The organism is Nocardia sp. NPDC050413 (genome assembly GCF_040655475.1).
GTDB classification, from domain to species: domain Bacteria; phylum Actinomycetota; class Actinomycetes; order Mycobacteriales; family Mycobacteriaceae; genus Nocardia; species Nocardia coubleae.
The window spans coordinates 332,448-350,184 of the sequence record NZ_JBFAJZ010000004.1; the positions used below are offsets into that span (position 1 = coordinate 332,448).

14 protein-coding genes are annotated in these 17,737 nt (G+C 69.0%); 10 read left to right on the top strand and 4 right to left on the bottom strand.

Annotated features, from left to right (window positions below; all coding sequences use genetic code 11):
* Nucleotides 1-184: 184 nt before the first annotated feature.
* Nucleotides 185-934, bottom strand: a complete 750-nt coding sequence (gene cobM / locus AB0I19_RS13715; protein WP_357148312.1) for a precorrin-4 C(11)-methyltransferase — start codon at nucleotides 932-934, stop codon at nucleotides 185-187.
* Nucleotides 935-962: 28 nt separating this feature from the next.
* On the bottom strand, nucleotides 963-4,430 hold the full coding sequence (locus AB0I19_RS13720; RefSeq protein WP_357148315.1) for an Ig-like domain-containing protein: 3,468 nt from the start codon (nucleotides 4,428-4,430) through the stop codon (nucleotides 963-965).
* Nucleotides 4,431-4,674: 244 nt separating this feature from the next.
* On the opposite strand from AB0I19_RS13720, the gene AB0I19_RS13725 reads away from it, so the two are divergent.
* Nucleotides 4,675-5,880, top strand: a complete 1,206-nt coding sequence (locus AB0I19_RS13725) for a TerD family protein (RefSeq protein ID WP_357148318.1) — start codon at nucleotides 4,675-4,677, stop codon at nucleotides 5,878-5,880.
* 92 nt (nucleotides 5,881-5,972) lie between these two features.
* On the top strand, nucleotides 5,973-6,692 hold the full coding sequence (locus AB0I19_RS13730) for a DUF3105 domain-containing protein (protein WP_357148321.1): 720 nt from the start codon (nucleotides 5,973-5,975) through the stop codon (nucleotides 6,690-6,692).
* 1 nt (nucleotide 6,693) lies between these two features.
* On the opposite strand, the gene AB0I19_RS13735 is transcribed toward AB0I19_RS13730, so the two are convergent.
* Nucleotides 6,694-7,119 carry a PPOX class F420-dependent oxidoreductase gene (locus AB0I19_RS13735; RefSeq protein WP_067641819.1) on the bottom strand — a complete coding sequence of 142 codons (426 nt, stop codon included), beginning with the start codon at nucleotides 7,117-7,119 and terminating at the stop codon, nucleotides 6,694-6,696.
* Between the two features lie 83 nt (nucleotides 7,120-7,202).
* Between AB0I19_RS13735 and AB0I19_RS13740 the strand changes: the two genes are divergently transcribed.
* Nucleotides 7,203-7,565 (top strand): hypothetical protein, encoded by a 363-nt coding sequence (locus AB0I19_RS13740; RefSeq protein ID WP_357148324.1) that lies wholly within the window; start codon nucleotides 7,203-7,205, stop codon nucleotides 7,563-7,565.
* A 48-nt stretch (nucleotides 7,566-7,613) separates the two neighbouring features.
* Here AB0I19_RS13740 and AB0I19_RS13745 read toward each other — a convergent pair whose 3' ends face one another.
* Nucleotides 7,614-8,207, bottom strand: coding sequence for a TetR/AcrR family transcriptional regulator (locus tag AB0I19_RS13745; RefSeq protein WP_357148327.1), 594 nt, complete (start codon nucleotides 8,205-8,207; stop codon nucleotides 7,614-7,616).
* Nucleotides 8,208-8,297: 90 nt separating this feature from the next.
* On the opposite strand from AB0I19_RS13745, the gene AB0I19_RS13750 reads away from it, so the two are divergent.
* From AB0I19_RS13750 to AB0I19_RS13780, 7 genes are read left to right on the top strand one after another with little or no spacing between them, the layout of a single operon-like run.
* Complete coding sequence (locus AB0I19_RS13750) at nucleotides 8,298-9,905, top strand: carboxyl transferase domain-containing protein (RefSeq protein WP_357148330.1); 1,608 nt, start codon at nucleotides 8,298-8,300, stop codon at nucleotides 9,903-9,905.
* A 5-nt stretch (nucleotides 9,906-9,910) separates the two neighbouring features.
* Nucleotides 9,911-12,103: a biotin carboxylase N-terminal domain-containing protein gene (locus AB0I19_RS13755; RefSeq protein ID WP_357148332.1), complete on the top strand. Its 2,193-nt coding sequence runs from the start codon at nucleotides 9,911-9,913 to the stop codon at nucleotides 12,101-12,103.
* The gene (locus tag AB0I19_RS13760) at nucleotides 12,100-13,260 is read left to right on the top strand and encodes an acyl-CoA dehydrogenase family protein (RefSeq protein WP_357148335.1); all 1,161 of its coding nucleotides are present in this window, start codon (nucleotides 12,100-12,102) and stop codon (nucleotides 13,258-13,260) included. Before AB0I19_RS13755 ends, AB0I19_RS13760 begins: the two co-directional genes overlap by 4 nt.
* Nucleotides 13,257-13,736: a MaoC family dehydratase gene (locus tag AB0I19_RS13765; protein ID WP_067485249.1), complete on the top strand. Its 480-nt coding sequence runs from the start codon at nucleotides 13,257-13,259 to the stop codon at nucleotides 13,734-13,736. The genes AB0I19_RS13760 and AB0I19_RS13765 overlap by 4 nt, the downstream gene beginning before the upstream one ends.
* Nucleotides 13,733-14,548 carry a CoA ester lyase gene (locus AB0I19_RS13770; RefSeq protein ID WP_357148338.1) on the top strand — a complete coding sequence of 272 codons (816 nt, stop codon included), beginning with the start codon at nucleotides 13,733-13,735 and terminating at the stop codon, nucleotides 14,546-14,548. Before AB0I19_RS13765 ends, AB0I19_RS13770 begins: the two co-directional genes overlap by 4 nt.
* Nucleotides 14,549-14,567: 19 nt before the next feature.
* Nucleotides 14,568-16,511, top strand: a complete 1,944-nt coding sequence (locus AB0I19_RS13775) for an acetoacetate--CoA ligase (RefSeq protein ID WP_357148341.1) — start codon at nucleotides 14,568-14,570, stop codon at nucleotides 16,509-16,511.
* Between the two features lie 12 nt (nucleotides 16,512-16,523).
* On the top strand, nucleotides 16,524-17,735 hold the full coding sequence (locus AB0I19_RS13780) for a helix-turn-helix domain-containing protein (protein WP_357148343.1): 1,212 nt from the start codon (nucleotides 16,524-16,526) through the stop codon (nucleotides 17,733-17,735).
* Nucleotides 17,736-17,737 lie beyond the last annotated feature (2 nt).

Genomic DNA, 17,737 nt, shown 5'->3' on the forward strand with positions numbered 1-17,737 from the left:
GCAAACCATCGCACCAATCTACCGGTGCCGCTGCCCCGCAACCAACCACCTCCATAGCTGGCGGGCATCGACCCAGGTAGATCCGTCGCACCCGGTTTGCTGACTGTTCCGTGCACCTCACATCCCGACTCTCGCGGTCGTGCGCGCGAGCGATTGAGTGATGGGTCACATGCCCGAGTTCGGATCACTCACCGCGCTGACGGGCCGGGTCGTAGAGGTGTGACTGGGCGCAGGTGGCTGGGATGTTCATCGCACGGCCGACGAGGATGACGGCGGCTTGGCGCAGGCCCGCCGATTCGACCTGGGCGGCGATGTCGGCGAGGGTGCCGCGCAGGACCAGTTGTTCGGGCTGACTGGCTCGGTAGACGACGGCGACCGGGCAGGTGGAGCCGTATTCCTCGGCGAGTTCGTCGGCGAGGGTTGTGATCCTCGTGATGGCCAGGTGCAGCACGAGGGTGGCGCCGGTGGCGGCGAAGTTCGCCAGGGCCTCGCCCTCGGGCATCTTCGTCGAGCGGGCCTGGGTGCGGGTCAGGACCACCGACTGCACCACCTCGGGAACAGTGAGTTCGGTGCCGAGGATCGCCGCGGCCGCCGCGTAGGCGGGGACGCCGGGGGTGATGTCCCAGGGGACGCCGTGCGCGTCGAGGCGGCGGGTTTGTTCGGTGAGTGCCGAATAGATGGACGGGTCGCCCGAGCACAGGCGGGCGACGTCTTTATTCGCCTCATGCGCCTGCACGAGGTGGGCGGTGATCTGGTCCAGGTCAAGGCGCTGGGTGTCGATCAGTTCCGTGCCGGGCGCGCAGTGGGCCAGTACCTCGGGGTCGAGGTAGGTCCCCGCGTACAGGCAGACCGGGCTGTCGCGCAGGAGGTTCACCGCGCGCACCGTGAGCAGGTCGGCAGCGCCGGGGCCCGCCCCGATGAAATGCACCGTCATGGCAGCAGCGTAGAACGCCGAGAAGGTCTCAGCTCATTCGCGCCCGCACGAAGGTCGAGGCGAGGTGCAAGTTGTCGGCCGGGTTCATATCGGTGCTCGCACTCGACGCGTGCAGGAACGAGGTGATCAGCGCCAGGCGCTGTGGCGCTTCGAGGACGACGGTGAAGGTTCGCGTCTCGCCCGCTTCGAGGGTGGGGAGCCGGAATCGCACATGCGTTTGCCGCACCTCACCGCCGCCGGGATCGACCAGGCGGTGCCAACCCTGGGTCGAGAGCCGGGCTTCGACGTCGGCGGCTTGTCGTCCGCCGACATTGGTGACGGTGACGGTCGCGGTCACCCGTTGGCCGGGGTCGGCGGTGCGGGGTAGGTCGAGGTGCACGCTGACGTCGGCGGGATGGTCGCCCGGCGAACCGCCGACCTTCAGCACCCACAGTGTCATCGTGCCGCGGCTGGGCGCCACACCGGAGTCCGTGTCGCCCGAGTAGTCGGCGGTGATCAGATGGGTGCCGAAGCCCAGGTGGGAGACGTCGACATCGCGGGCGATGGCGAGCCCGGCGTCGACCGGGACGGGTGTGCCGAGTGGCTTGCCGTCTGCGGAGAACTGGACGGTGCCGGTGTCGAGTTCGCCTGCGGGATCGCGGATGACCGTGGCGGTGAGGTCGAGTTGCTCGAAGTAGGTGACCGGGTTGTGACTGGCACTCACCTTCGTCGTCGAGGTGGCGATGTACACGGTGAGTTCGGCCCGGCCGGTCGACTGTTCGTAGACCTCGTCACCGGAATAGTGCGCCTCGATCGTGCCCGAGCCGACCCGCAACGGCGGCGAACTCGCCGTGCCGTCCGGGCCGAGGGTCACCGGATCGCCCAGTGCGGAACCGTTCTGGGAGAACTGAATCCCGCCGGTGGGTTTCGGCGCGTCCGGCTTCGGCGTCGGCACGGTGACGGTGGCGCCGACGACCGCACCTGCGAGTATCGGCGGTGGCGGGAGGGTCAGATGGACCTCGGTGGGCACCTTCACCGACTGCACCAGCACCCCGACACTGCCGAAGACCGGTGCGAACACCCTGGTCGGGTCGTCGGCCAGGTAGGTCGCGAGCACGTGGTGGGTGCCGGGTCGCAGGCCGTCGATCGGCGGCAGCGTCGCCACCCCGTCGACCAGCTCGATCGGTCCCGGCGTCGCGACACCGTCGATCTCGAAGCGCACATGCCCGGCGGGTGTCCCGAACGCCGGTGTGGTTCCCGGCTTCTGGCTCACCTTCGCGCTGAAGCCGACCGGTTCACCGACCTGGGCGATGTGGTTCGGCGCGGTCGTTGTCACCTCGATCTCGGTCGGCACCTGGTCGTCGTGCAGCCGGAACACCGCGCCGCCGATCAGGTGGGCCGGATCGTCGGTGGCCGACGCGTCGACCAGGAAACCGCCGGGCAGTTCGCCCTGCCGCGTCGCGGGCAGCGCGGTCAGGTTCACCTGGGCGTAGCCGTCGGCGTCGGTGGTCGCCTGGATCGTGTCGCGGCCGTTGTCGAACACGGCGGCGGGCGGCTGGCCGGCGGGCATGGCGAAGGTGATCGACTTGCCCGCCTGCGGTCCGTGGATCGCGTCGACGAAGCGCACCCGCAGCGGTTCGGCGAACCGCTGTCCCGAGTAGGCGCTCTGGCTGTTGCCGGAGATCAGTTCCACCCGACTGCGTTTCGACGGGATCGGGACGATCAGCTGGACCTTGCCGTCGTTGAGCCGGTCCCGATTCCCGTGACTGCCGTCGGGCCCGTTGTAGAAGTGCGGTGGCTGGTTCGCGACGCTGTCGACGATCGACTCGCCGCCGCCCCCACCGCCACCGCCGCCGTCGTTGCCGTCCTGCGCGCCGTGGCCCTTGCCGCCGCCGTGACTACCGCCCCCACCGCCCCCGCCCCCACCGCCGGTGGAACTGCCGGTGGCGTGGCCGCCGTGCACGCCACGCTCGCTGCCGCCCTCACCGCCGAAGCCGCCACCGAAGCCGCCACTGGTGCCGTCGCCGGGCTGGGGACCGCCGTCGCCACCATCGCCACCATCGGCGCTGAAGCCGTTGCCCCCGCCACCGCCACCGCCCCCGGCGACGATGATCGGCCGGTTGTCCGAGGACGGTCGCGTGCCGCAGTCGGCGGCGTTCTGGCTCACCGCCGACGCGCCACCACCGCCTGCCCCGCTGTAGGACGCGCCGGAGTCGGCGGTGCCGCGCGCCCCGCCGGTCCCGTATCCCCACCCGCCGCCGGGCCCGCCGTAATGCCCGACATCGATCTTCAGCTGTTTGCGTTCCTGCACCGCGATCACCGCCTGCACACCGCTGCCCGCGCCACCGGTGCCCACATCGCCGAAGTCGTGGCCGCCGCCCGCGCCGGACCCGCCGAGCACGTCGGCGAAGATCTCGTCCACGCCGTCGCCGACGCAGTAGTACTGCGCGGATTCGCCGTGCACACCGAAAGTCGTCGTGCGGACACCGTCGGCCGAGGTGAGGAACAGGACGTAGCCGTCACCGGAGACCGACGCGGTGGTCACGCTCGCCTTCGAAAGGCTCGGTGACGCATACGAAGTCCCGCCGCCACCACCCGCGCCACCGGCGCCCGGCGCGGCGTGCGGTCCGTGCGTGATCGGTGTCTCCGGTGCGGCCGCTCCGCCGCAGCCGCCGCCCTGTCCGGCACCGCCCAGGTAGCCACCGCCCCCGCCGCCCCCGCCACCACCGCCGCCGGTCTTGTCGAAGGTGTGGCCCACACCGCCCGCGCGGGTGCCGCCGCAGGTCAGACCGCTCGGCGTGGTGCCCGCCGGGTTGTTCTCCCCCGCTCCGCCGGTCCACGGCGGGCCTTCCTGCCAGCCGACCGCCGCGCTGCCGTCGCCACCGTCACCGCCGTCGCGACGGGAGCCGCCACCGCAATAGAAGAACGTCGAATCCTGCACGGGCGACACGGAATAGCAGTCCGGGGCGTTGCCACCCGCGCCGCCTCCGCCGCCCGCGACAAGCACGGGCTCATTGTCGGGCCCGAGCACGGCCGACGCGCCGCCACCACCACCACCGTCCCAGCCGCTCGAGTAGACCGTGCCGAAATTCGTGAGCTGATCGACCGCTTCACCCCTGGCACCACCGGAGGCGTACGGCGAGAAGCCGCCGTTCTCGCCACCCGCGCACCCGACCTGGACCTGAAACTCCTGCTGCGGACTCACCCGCAGCCCACCGCTGACCTGGCCGCCGAGCCCGCCGATGCCGGTGAAGTTCGGGTTCGGCGTCTGGCCCTGTCCACCGACGGCCTCGATGTAGAGGCTCGTCGTGCCCGGTGGGACCCGGTAGGTCTGGGTTCGGGCGCTGCAATAGAACACGTCGATCGACAAGCCGGATTCGGGATCCTCGAAATGGTCGGACGTGCGCGGGGCGGACGGGCCCGGCGGCTGGGACGACGCGTGCGTCGCGGTGCCGAGCACGAGCACCACACCGAGAAGCGTGGCGACCCACGCCTGGGCCGCAGTCCGTCCGGCCATGCCAGAACTCCGTTCGCCGGCCTCGTTGCTACGAAACTTGTCGAAACGGTAGCCCTGGTTGTCGCCTCAACCTGCCAGCGACGCGCGCATTCCTGCTGGTCATCGTGGTTGTCGATGGGTCAGGCATGGGAAGGATCCGGGTTCCCGTGCGCTCGCTCGGCTGGATGCCCGCCGGGCACGGCAGTAGGTTCGGTGGCGACGAAGGCCGTTGCGACGACGGGCTCCCGATGAGTTGAGGTAGACCATGGAGTTGTCCAAGGGCGCGAACGCACCGGTGCCGTCGAGCGAGGTGCGGATCACCGTGGCGGCCGACACGGGAGCCGATCTCGCCGCCCTGTTGCTGACCGCCGCCGGAAAGGTGCGCTCCGACAGCGATTTCGTCTTCTACAACCAACCGGTCGCACCGGGCGTCGAGGTCGTCTCGGCCGAGGCCGTCCGTGTGTCGTTCGGCGCGGTGCCCGCCGAGATCGACCGGATCGCCTTCACCGCCAGCCTCGACGGCACCGGACCCGCCGATTGGGGCCGGGCCGGACCGCCCCGGATCACGGTGACCGACGAATCGACCGGCGCCCTGCTCGCCGCGTTCACCCCGACCGGACTCGGGCCGGAGACCGCGTTGATCGCCTGCGAGCTGTACCGGCGCGGGGACGGGTGGAAGGTCCGTGCGGTCGGTCAGGGATACGCGCAGGGGCTGGCGGGTATCGCGACCGATTTCGGCATCAGCGTCGATGACGAACCGGCCCAGGAATCGGCAGCCGGGGCGCAACCCTCGTCACCCGCCGAGGTTCAGCCTGCCCCACCGGCCGAGGTTCGATCGGCGCCGACGACCTCTGAACCACCGCGGTTCGGACGCCCGACGGTCGACCTGTCGAAAGGGCATGTGACCCTGCGCAAGAGCGAAACGGTGTCGCTCACCAAGGCCGGTGCACCGCCACTCGCCCGGGTGCGAATGGGCTTGGGCTGGGACCCGGCGACCCACGGCACCAAGATCGACCTCGACGCCTCCGTCATCGCCTACGACGACCGGGCCAAGAAACTCACCAACGTCTGGTTCCTACGACGCGAGGCATTCGACGGCGCCATCAAACACTCCGGTGACAACCTGACCGGCCACGGTGACGGCGACGACGAGGTCATCACCGTAGACCTGACGGCCCTTCCCCTGGAGGTCTACGCCCTGATCTTCACGGTCAACTCCTTCGCGGGCCACAAATTCGATCAGGTCGGCCGCGCACACTGCCGTCTCCTCGACGACCACACCGGCTCCGAACTGGTCCGCTTCGAACTGTCCCAGGGCGAACCGACCACGGGCGTCTTCCTCGCCATGCTCGCCCGCGCCGCACACGGCTGGAATATGACCGCGCTCGGGGAGTATTCGAAAGGCGCGACCGTGCGCAAGATGGTCGACCCGGGCAAGCAGTTCGTCTCGACCAGTCGTTCCAACACCTGATCACACCGCCGGAGCCGAGTCCACGGCGGTGTGGGCGGACTGCCAGTAAGTTCGTCTCGGACGGCGAGCGCAGGCACGACGAGGAGGGTCCCATGCGGGTACGGAACAGAGTGAGCGCGTGCCTGCTGGCGGTCGCGTCGGTCGCGCTGGCCGGTTGTGGTGACGATGCCGTCAAAGGTCATCCGACGACCGCCGTGGACAGCTTCGCGCCTTCCGAGGACAACCAGGACCCGGCGAAGGACATCCCCGGTGTCGTCACCGCCGAATACCCGCTCGGCAATCATGTGCCGAGCACGCAGCGGGTGGCGTACACGTCGATCCCGCCGATGGGTGGCACGCACGATGCGGTGTGGGCGGCCTGCGACGGTGTGGTCTATCCCGAGGGCATCCGGACCGAGAACGCGGTGCACGCGATGGAACACGGCGCGGTGTGGATCGCCTACAACCCCGCGCGGGTGAGTGCCGACGATCAGGCGACGCTGCGAAACAAGGTGCAGGGCAGGACATACACCTTCATGTCGCCCATCCCGAACATGGCCGATCCGATCTCGCTGCAGTCGTGGGGCCACCAGCTCGTCCTCGACAGCGCGACCGACGCGCGCGTCGACCAGTTCATCACCGCCCTGCGCAACAACCCTTACACCACACCGGAACCCGGCGCTTCCTGCAGCAATCCGATCTTCGACCGCGATCCCGCGCCGTACGACCCGTCCACTCCCGGCCCGGACGCCGCACCGATGGACAACGAGCCCGTCTTCCCGACCGAAGTACCCGTCCTCCCGCCCGAACCGGATGTGCCCGCGCCCCGCTGACCTACCCGGTCATGTCGAAATGCGCGATGACCTTCGTCGGCCGCACCCGCACCACCAGCTCGCCGGGAACCCCGTTGCGCTTGCCGAATTCCTCGGCTCGATCCGCACCCATGTACCGGGCGGCGATCGCGGTCGCGGTCCGCACCAGCTCCGCCGGATCCTCCGACAACTCGACCGTCCCCTGCACCTCCACCAGCCCATAGGGCGGTTCTTCCAGGTCCACACACATCGCAACCCGGGGATCCCGCGCGAACGCCCGCCCCTTCGCGGTCTCCTTCCCGGTGTTGAACACCAGCTCATCACCTTCCACGATGAACCAGATCGGCGTCACCAAGGGCCGCCCGTCCTTGGCCGTGAACGCCACCTTGCCCGTCCGTGTGCCGTGGGAAAGGAACTCTCGCACCTGAGGATCCGTCAGGGAAGTCATGGGCCCAGCGTAGGCCCCTCCCCCGCCGCCACCCAGGAACCCGCGAGGCCTGTCGCTCCGCGCTGGAGGGGCAGACTGGGCGGATGGACCAGCTGATCGTCGTCGATGCGGCCAACGTCATCGGTTCGCGCCCCGACGGGTGGTGGAAGGACCGTGCCGGTGCCGCCCGGCGATTGCTCGCCCAACTCGCCGGGCTGGGCAACACCGCCGATGTGATCGTGGTGCTCGAAGGTGCCGCGAAAGCAGGCGCGGATGTGGCCTCCGCCCCGCTGAAAGCCGTTCTCGCCGAAGGGTCGGGCGACGACGCGATCGTCGAGGTGGTCGCCACCGCGGACTACGACACGATCATCGTCGTCACCGCCGACCGGGAGTTGCGCGCGAGGGTTGCAGCGCATGGCGCCGAGACAGTCGGCCCGAGCTGGCTGTGGACCCGCATCGCGGAGTAGTCAGCGATGTACCCGACCGTCCGCACGCAACTGATCCGGTCGGCTCTCTCAGCCGGCCGTCAGTGCGGCCAAGACCATCTGCCGCAGCACCGGTCTGGCTCGGGAAGCACTCGCAGCCGACGCGCTGTGAGGTGTGGAGTTGATGAGGCCGAAGGCGGCGTGGGCTTGGATTCGGGCGGTTTCCTCCGCGAGGGCGGGGCGCAGTTCGCGGAGGACTTCTACCCAGACTTCGACGTACTGGCGCTGGGTACGGCGTAGGACTCGGCGTTCGGGGGTGGGGACCTTGTCGAGGTCGCGGTCCTGGATGCGGATGAGTTCGGGGTTGCCGAAGGCGAAGTCGAGGTGGAAGTCGACCAGGCCGGCGAGGGCTTCGGCGGCCGTCGACGATTCGGCGACCACCGCGCGGCCGCCGGCGAGCAGATGCTCACTGATGCCGACGAGCAGTTCGACCAGCAGTGCCTCTTTGTTCGCGAAGTGCCGGTAGACGGCGGGTCCGCTGATGCCGACGGCGGCGCCCAGGTCGTCGAGGCGTACACCGAGGAAACCCCGGTCGGCGATCAAGCGAGCGCCTGCCGTGAGCAACTGTTCCCGGCGCTGGGCCTTGAGCTGCTCGCGCCGGGTCGCCTGGACGGGTTCGGCCACCGGCGCTCCTTCCACCTCTGGACAACTTGGTTAATCAACATTAACCTGAATTTCAGTTATTGGCGATTAACCGGATGGCAGGATGGCCCGATGACGGTGACACACGACCTCGGCAATGACACCGAGGCCGCCACGAGCAATCGAGACGCGCACCTCGCCCTGGTGGCGGACCTGCGGCAACGGCTGGCCACGACCGCGCTCGGCGGCCCGCAGAAGTCGCGCGAACGCCACGTCGCCCGGGGCAAGCTCCTCCCCCGCGACCGCATCGACGAACTGCTCGACCCGGGCAGCCCCTTCCTCGAGCTGGCGCCGCTGGCGGGCAACGGCATGTACGACGACGAGTGCCCCGGCGCGGGCGTGATCGCGGGCATCGGCCGGATCGCGGGCCGGGAATGCCTGGTGCTGGCCAACGACCCGACGGTCAAGGGCGGCACCTACTACCCGATCACGGTGAAGAAGCACCTGCGCGCCCAGGAGGTGGCCGCGCAGAACAACCTGCCGTGCGTGTACCTGGTCGAGTCCGGCGGCGGGTTCCTACCCCGCCAGGACGAGGTGTTCCCCGACCGCGACCACTTCGGCCGCATCTTCTACAACCAGGCGAACATGAGCGCGCGCGGCATCGCGCAGATCGCGGCGGTCCTCGGCTCCTGTACCGCCGGCGGCGCGTATGTGCCCGCGATGGCCGACGAGGCCGTGATCGTGCGCGACCAGGGCACCATCTTCCTCGGCGGCCCGCCGCTGGTGAAGGCGGCGACCGGCGAGGTCGTCACCGCCGAGGAACTGGGCGGTGGCCTGCTGCATTCGCGCACTTCCGGCGTCACCGATCATCTCGCCGACGACGACCGCGACGCGCTGCGCATCGTGCGCAATATCGTCTCGACCCTCGGCCCGCGCCCCGAGGCCCCGTGGGAGGTGCTGCCGAGCACCCCACCGGCCAAGCCCGAGGACGAGCTCTACGACGTGGTCCCTGTCGACCCGCGCACGCCGTACGACGTGCGCGAGGTGATCGACCGGATCGTCGACGGCGAGAGCGGTTTCCAGGAATTCAAGGCCGAGTACGGCAAGACCCTGGTCACCGGTTTCGCCCGCATCCACGGTCATCCGGTCGGCATCGTCGCCAACAACGGCGTGCTGTTCAGCGAATCCGCCATGAAGGGCGCGCATTTCATCGAACTGTGCGACAAGCGCAAGATCCCGCTGCTGTTCCTGCAGAACATCACCGGCTTCATGGTCGGCCGCGACTACGAGGCCGGTGGTATCGCCAAGCACGGCGCGAAGATGGTCACCGCGGTGGCATGCGCGCGGGTGCCGAAGCTGACCGTGGTGATCGGCGGTTCCTACGGTGCGGGCAACTACTCCATGTGTGGGCGCGCGTATTCGCCGCGCTTCCTGTGGATGTGGCCGAACGCGCGTATCTCGGTGATGGGTGGCGAGCAGGCCGCCTCGGTGCTGGCCACGGTGCGCGGCGACCAGCTCGACAGCGCGGGCAAGCCCTGGTCGGCCGAGGATCAGGAGGCGTTCAAGGCCCCGATCCGCGAGCAGTACGAGACCCAGGGCAACCCCTACTACGCGACGGCGCGCATCTGGGACGACGGCGTGATCGCCCCCACCGACACCAGAACCGTGCTCGGACTTGCCCTTTCGGTGTGTGCGCAAGCGCCACTCGAACCCGTTTCCTACGGCGTCTTCCGGATGTGAGCGACATGCTGAACAAATCCCAACCCGTCGAATTCGACACCGTCCTGGTCGCCAATCGCGGTGAGATCGCGGTGCGCGTCATCAAGACGTTGCGTGCCATGGGCATTCGTTCCGTCGCGGTGTACAGCGACGCCGACAAGAAGGCGCGCCATGTGCGCGAGGCCGACGTCGCGGTGCGACTCGGCCCGGCGCCCGCGCGCGAGAGCTACTTGTCGATCGAGAAGGTCGTCGACGCCGCTGTGCGTTCCGGCGCGCAGGCGGTGCACCCGGGTTACGGCTTCCTGTCGGAGAATTCGGCGTTCGCCGCCGCATTGGCCGATGCGGGCATCGTCTTCCTCGGACCGCCCGCCAAGGCCATCGAGGTGATGGGCGACAAGATCACCGCGAAGAAGACGGTGACGGCTTTCGGCGTTCCGGTGGTCCCCGGCATCGCCGAACCCGGCCTCACCGACGACCAATTGATCGCCGCCGCAACCGATATCGGCTACCCCGTGCTGGTGAAGCCGTCGGCCGGTGGTGGTGGCAAGGGCATGCGCCTGGTCGAGCGGCCTGAGGACCTGCCCGCCGCGCTGGTGAGCGCCCGTCGTGAAGCCGGTGCCGCCTTCGGCGACGACACCCTGTTCCTGGAGCGTTTCGTCACCCGGCCACGGCACATCGAAGTACAGGTGCTGGCAGACGCTTTCGGCAATGTGGTGCACCTCGGTGAGCGCGAGTGCAGCTTGCAGCGCAGGCATCAGAAGGTCATCGAGGAAGCACCCTCGCCGCTGCTCGACGCCGCCACCCGGGCGCGGATCGGCACCGCGGCCTGCAATACCGCGCGCAGCGTCGACTACGTGGGCGCGGGCACCGTGGAGTTCATCGTCTCCGCCGACCGGCCCGACGAGTTCTTCTTCATGGAGATGAACACGCGACTGCAGGTGGAACACCCGGTGACCGAAATGGTCACCGGCATCGACCTGGTGGAATGCCAGGTCCGGGTGGCCGCCGGGCAGAAGCTGGCGCGCACCCAGGACGAGATCCACCTGGTCGGGCACGCGATCGAGGCCCGTGTGTACGCCGAGGACCCGGGCCGCGGCTTCCTCCCGACCGGTGGCACGGTGCTCGCCCTGTCCGAGCCGGAAGGCGAAGGCATCCGAGTGGATTCGGGGCTGTCCGTGGGAACCGTGGTCGGCAGCGACTACGACCCGATGCTGTCGAAGGTGATCGCTCGCGGCAACACCCGCGCCGACGCGCTCGCCGCGCTCGACCGGGCGCTGGAACAGACGGTGTTGCTCGGTGTCACCAGCAATATCGAGTTTCTGCGCTTCCTGCTGGCCGACGACGATGTGCAGGCGGGTCGCCTCGACACCGCACTGCTCGACCGCCGGGTCGCGGACTTCGCCCCCGCCGAACCCACCGATGACGAATTCATCGCCGCCGCCACGTATCACTGGCTGCGGCGCTGGCCGAAGCCCGATGCCGACCTGTGGTCGATTCCGTCGGGCTGGCGACTCGGAACGCCGGCGCCGACCGCGATCCGGCTCGCTTCGGGCGATCAGGTGCGCCACGTATTCATCACGGGCACACCGGATTCCGCGCGTGTGTGGCTGGCGAACGACGACACCACTCCATCGGGCGCGCGACAACACCGAGGCGATACCCAACTCCCAGCCGCGCCACAACACACCGGCACGACGCAGCACCCCGGCGACCCGGTAACGACCGTCGGAACACACTCGGAGGAGCCCGCGGATCCAGGGACCAGCTCACTGACCGGCGCCCTGCTCGACGACGGCCTGGTCTTCACCATCGACGGCCTGCGCCGCAAGGTGCGGGTGGCCGAGGCCGACGGCCAGCTGTGGGTGAGCGGCAACGGACGCGTCTGCGTGCTGCGCGAGGTGGCGGAGGCGAGTGTTCGTGGCGATGCCGCGCACGTCGGTGACGCCGAAATCCGCAGCCCCATGCCGGGTTCGGTGATCGCGGCGCCGGTCGCGAGCGGTGCGACGGTCGCCGTGGGCGATCCGGTGATCGTGATCGAGGCCATGAAGATGGAGCACACCCTCACCGCGCCGGTAGCGGGCACGGTGGAGGTGCTCGCCTCGCCTGGCACCCAGGTGAAGCTGGACCAAGTGCTGGTGCGTGTCGTCGCCCATCCCGCCGAAACCGACGCCGCGAACACGGCCGACGCCGACATCGAACGTGAAGGAACCACCGCATGACCGACTACCTGTCCACCGGTTCCCTGCCGGAGGAATACCGTCAGCTGGCACTCACCGTGCGCGACTTCGCCCAGCAGGTCGTCGCCCCGGTGTCGGCGAAACACGATGCCGACCACAGCTTTCCGTACGAGGTCGTGGCAGGCATGGCCGACATGGGCCTGTTCGGCCTGCCGTTCCCCGAGGAGTTCGGCGGCATGGGCGGCGACTACTTCGCCCTGTGCCTCGCGCTGGAGGAACTCGGCAAGGTCGACCAGAGCGTGGCCATCACCCTCGAGGCGGGTGTGTCGCTCGGCGCCATGCCGATCTACCGGTTCGGCAACGACGACCAGCGCGCGGAGTGGTTGCCCCAGCTCACCAGCGGGCAGGCGCTGGCCGGTTTCGGCCTCACCGAGCCCGACGCGGGCAGCGACGCCGGTGGCACCAGGACCACGGCCGTCGAGGACGGTGACAGCTGGGTGATCAACGGCAGCAAGCAGTTCATCACCAACTCGGGCACCGAAATCACCCGCCTGGTCACCGTCACCGCGGTGACCGGCAACAACGGCGGTAAGAAGGAGATCTCCACGATCCTCGTGCCGACCTCGACGCCGGGTTTCGTGGCCGAGCCCGCCTACAACAAGGTGGGCTGGAACGCCTCCGACACCCATCCGCTGAGCTTCACCGATGTGCGGGTGCCGCGCGAGAACCTGCTCGGTGAGCGTGGTCGCGGTTACGCCAACTTCCTGCGCATCCTCGACGAGGGCCGCATCGCCATCGCCGCCCTCGCGGTGGGTGCGGCACAGGGTTGTGTGGACGAGAGCGTGCGGTACGCGGGCGAGCGGCAGGCGTTCGGTCAGGCCATCGGCCGCAACCAGGCCATCGCGTTCAAGATCGCCAGGATGGAGGCCCGCGCCCACACCGCGCGCACCGCCTACTACGACGCGGCCGCCCTCATGCTGGCGGGCAAACCGTTCAAGAAGCAGGCCTCGATCGCGAAGATGGTGGCCAGTGAGGCGGCGATGGACAACGCCCGCGACGCCACCCAGATCTTCGGCGGCAACGGGTTCATGAACGAATACCTCGTCTCCAGGCACTACCGTGACAGCAAGATCCTGGAAATCGGTGAGGGCACAACGGAGGTGCAGCTGATGCTGATCGCAAGGGAGCTCGGACTGTGACCGAGAAGCGTGTGGTGCAGCGCGGCCTGTGGTTCGAGGAGTTCGAGATCGGCACGATCTACGAGCACCGGCCCGGCCGCACCATCACCGAGGCCGACAACGTCCTGTTCACCACCCTCACCATGAACACCCAGGCCCTGCACCTGGACGCGGCGTTCGCCGACGCCCAGCCACCGTTCAACCAGCGGCTGGTGAACTCGATGTTCACGCTGTCGACGCTGGTCGGTCTCTCGGTGGCCCAGCTCACCCAGGGCACCCTGGTCGCCAACCTGGGCTTCTCCGAGATGACCGTGCCCGCCCCGCTGTTCCACGGCGACACCATGTACGCCGAAACCCTGGTCACCGGCAAACGCGAGTCCAAGAGCCGCCCCGGCGAGGGCATCGTGAGCCTCACCCACACCGCGCGCAATCAGAACGGCGTGGTGGTGGCGACCGCGGTCCGGCAGACCCTGGTCCGTAAGGCGCCGACCACATGAGCGCCTGGCAGCCGACGGGCCCGGCGTGGTTGTTCTGCCCCGCCGACCGTCCGGAACGCTTCGCCAAAGCCGCCGCGGCCGCCGACGTGGTGATTCTCGACCTCGAGGACGGTGTGGCCCCCGCCGACAAGGCCGCCGCTCGGCAGGCATTGCTCGACACCCCACTCGACCCGCAGCACACCGTGATCCGCGTGAACGCCGCGGGCACCGACGACCACCTCGACGACCTGGCCGTCCTCGCGAAAACCGACTACCGGCGGGTGATGCTGCCCAAGTGCGAGTCGGCCGAGCAGGTGCGCAACCTCGCCGAGTGCGAGGTGATCGTGCTGGTCGAATCTCCGCTCGGCGCGGTGCGCGTCGCCGAAACGGTGCAGGTGGACAACGCCATCGGGGTGATGTGGGGCGCGGAGGACCTGATCGCCGGGCTCGGCGGCAATGCCAGCAGGCACGCCGACGGCAGCTACCGCGACATCGCCCGGCACGTGCGTTCCACCAGCCTGCTCGCCGCCAAGGCGTTCGGCCGGTTCGCGCTGGATTCGGTGTATCTGAACATCAAGGATCTGGACGGCCTGGCGGCGGAAACGCTCGACGCGGTCGCGGTCGGCTTCGACGGCAAGGTCGCCATCCACCCGAGTCAGGTTCCGGTGATCCGCGCCGGGTACGCGCCTTCCGATGCCGAAACCGACTGGGCGCGAAGGGTTCTCGCCGAAGTTCCGAACCACCGTGGCGTATTCGCCTTCGAAGGGCGCATGGTGGACGCACCGGTATTGCGTCATGCCGAGCAGATCGTGCGCCGCGCCGACCTGTCCTGAACCGAGGAGGACCACGCCAGTGCAACCACAATGGGTACCGACCGACGACGACATCGCGGCTGCCCGGATCACCGATTTCGCCGCGTTCGTCACCGCCCGCACCGGCGTCTCCTATCCGGACTACCGAGCCCTGTGGCAGTGGTCGGTCGACGACCTCGAGGGGTTCTGGCAGGCGCTGTGGGACTACTTCGAACTCGGTGAGACGGCGGGCGAGGTCCTCGGTTCCCGGGAAATGCCGGGGGCACAGTGGTTTCCGGGCACCCGATTGAACTACGTCGACCAGATCATCCGGATGGCCCAGTTCGGCAGGCCCGCGATCATCGCCCTGCACGAGGACGCCGAACCGCGCGAGATCCTGTGGTCCGACCTCATCGAGCAGGTCACCGTCTTCGCCCGCACCCTGCGCGAACAGGGGGTCGACGCGGGTGACCGGGTGGTGGGTTATCTGCCCAACATCCCGGAGGCGGTCGTCGCCTTCCTCGCGACCGCGAGCATCGGCGCGGTGTGGAGCGCCTGTGGACAGGACTACTCCGCCAAGGCCGCGCTCGACCGGCTCGGACAACTCGACCCGACGGCGCTCGTCACCGCCGACGGCTACCGTTTCGGCGGCAAGGACCACGACAAGCGAGCCGATATCGCCGCGCTGCGAGAAGGGCTGCCCGGTCTGCGCGCGACCGTCGTCGTGCCCCAGCTCGGTCTCTCGGTGCCGGACGCACTGGCCTGGGCCGACACGGTCACCGACGAGAATTTCGGCATCATCGAAACCACCCCGGTCGATTTCGACCATCCGCTGTGGATCGTGTTCTCCTCCGGCACGACGGGACTGCCCAAGGGCATCGTCCACGGCCACGGTGGCGTGCTGCTCGAGCATCTCAAAGCGGTTGCGCTGCAATCCGATATCGGCACCGATGATGTCTTCTTCTGGTACACCAGCCCGAGCTGGATGATGTGGAACTTCCAGGTCGCCGGGTTGCTGGCAGGCGCGACCATCGTCACCTACGACGGCAGCCCCACCGCGGGCGGCCCGGATGCGTTGTGGCGCATCGCCGCCCAGGTCGGTGCCACCGTGTTCGGCACCAGCCCAGGGTATGTGCTCGGCTGCATCAAGGCCGGCGCCGTGCCGCGCACCGATCACGACCTGTCCGCCCTGCGCACCGTCGGCATCACCGGTTCGGCGCTGCCGGAGACGAGCGCACTGTGGCTGAGCGAGAACGTCGGCCCGCGTGTGCAGGTGAGTTCGATCAGCGGTGGCACGGATGTGGTGTCGGCCTTCGCCGGTGGCGCACCGACCGTACCGGTGTGGCCGGGTGAGCTGTCGGCACCGTATCTCGGGGTGGCTCTCGACGCGTTCGACGAACAGGGCAAGCCGGTGCGCGGCGAGGTCGGTGAGCTGGTGGTGACCCAGCCGATGCCGTCGATGCCGGTCCATTTCTGGCGCGACGAGGACGGAAAGCGTTACCGCGACGCCTATTTCGACACCTACCCCGGCGTGTGGCGCCACGGCGACTGGATCACGCTCACCGAGCACGGCAGCGTGGTGGTGCACGGACGCTCCGACTCCACCCTCAACCGGCACGGTATCCGCATGGGCAGCGCCGACATCTACCAGGCGGTCGAGCAGTTCCCGGAGATCGCCGAGGCCTTGGTGATCGGCGCCGAACAGCCCGACGGCGGCTACTGGATGCCGCTGTTCGTCGTGCTCGCGCCCGGCGCCGAACTCACCGACGACCTGAAGACCCGGATCAATGCCGCCATCCGGAGCGAGGTCTCGCCCCGGCACGTGCCCGACGAGATCCGCGAGGCCCCGGGCATTCCGCACACCCGCACCGGCAAGAAGCTCGAGGTGCCCATCAAGAAGCTCTTCCAGGGCGCCGATCCGGCTCGCGTCGTGGAACGCAGCGCGGTCGACGACCCGGCACTGCTCGACTGGTATGCCCGGATCACGCCCTCCGACACCGTTTAATACACTTCGGGTATGAATGTCGGCGAGTCTCGTGTGGCACGTGGGTCGGTAGTCGATGGTGTGCGGCGCAGGCCGAAGAATCGGCGGGCGCAGATCGCGGCCACCTCGGCGGCGGCGTTCGGGGCCGCCGGGTATCACGGGGTGAGCATGGAGGACATCGCGGCCGCGCTCGGCATCAGCTCGGCCGCGCTGTACCGGCACTACCCAAGTAAGTACGCGTTGTTCCGGGAGGAATTGCTGCGGGTCGGCCAGGCTTTCACCACGGCCGTCGAGGTACCCGCCGAGGTCCGGTCGGCGCCGGAACGGTTGCGGCACAGGCTCGCCGGGCTCATCGGCGCCACCCTAGAGAACCGGGCGACCGTCACGCTGGTGCGCTGGGAGGGGCGCTATCTCGAGCCCGCCGACCGAGCGGTTCTCGATCGGCAGCAGAGTTCGGTCCTCGCCGGGTTCGACCGTGAACTCGCCGTCCTGCGTCCGCAACTGAGTGCCGAGGAACTACGGCTGATGTCCACGGCCATGTTCGGCGTGGTCACCAGCCTCGCCGACCACCACGCCGCGCTTCCCGCGCGGGCGGTGCACAAGCTGCTCGGTTCGGCGTGCATGTCGTTGCTCGACTGCGAACTTCCGCCTGCCGCAACGGCTTCCGAGCAGTCAGTGCGGGCACAGATCCCCGCCGCATTCAAACACGAACTGCTGCTGCGCAAAGCGGTCGAGTTGTTCCACGAGCGTGGCTACCCGAACGTGAGTGTGGAGGACATCGCCGCCGCCGCCGGGCTTTCCGCCGCTTCGGCGGTCTACCGCTTCTACCGTGGGAAGAGCGACATCCTCGCCGCCGCGTTCCGCCGCGCCGCCGACCGGGTGTCCGGCGCCATCGGTCCCGCCGTCGCGAGCACCCCACACAGTGCCGCCGCCCTCGATGTGCTGATCGACCAGTTCGTCGCCGACACCTTCGACGAACGCGCCCTCGCGGTGGTCTACTACGCCGAATTCGGCCACGTCCCCGCCGAAGAACGCGCCGTCCTGCGCAATATCCAGCGCCTCAGCGTCCAGGAATGGGCCCGCCTCGTCCGCGAGGTCCGCCCCGCCCTCACCCCTGCCGAGGCCCGCTTCCTCGTCCACGCCGCCTTCGCCATGGTCATCGACCTCGGCCAATCCTTCGGCAACACCCCCGTGGCCGGTCGCGCCCGAGTCGGCTTCCTCATGCGCCGGGTACTGCTCGGCTAGTC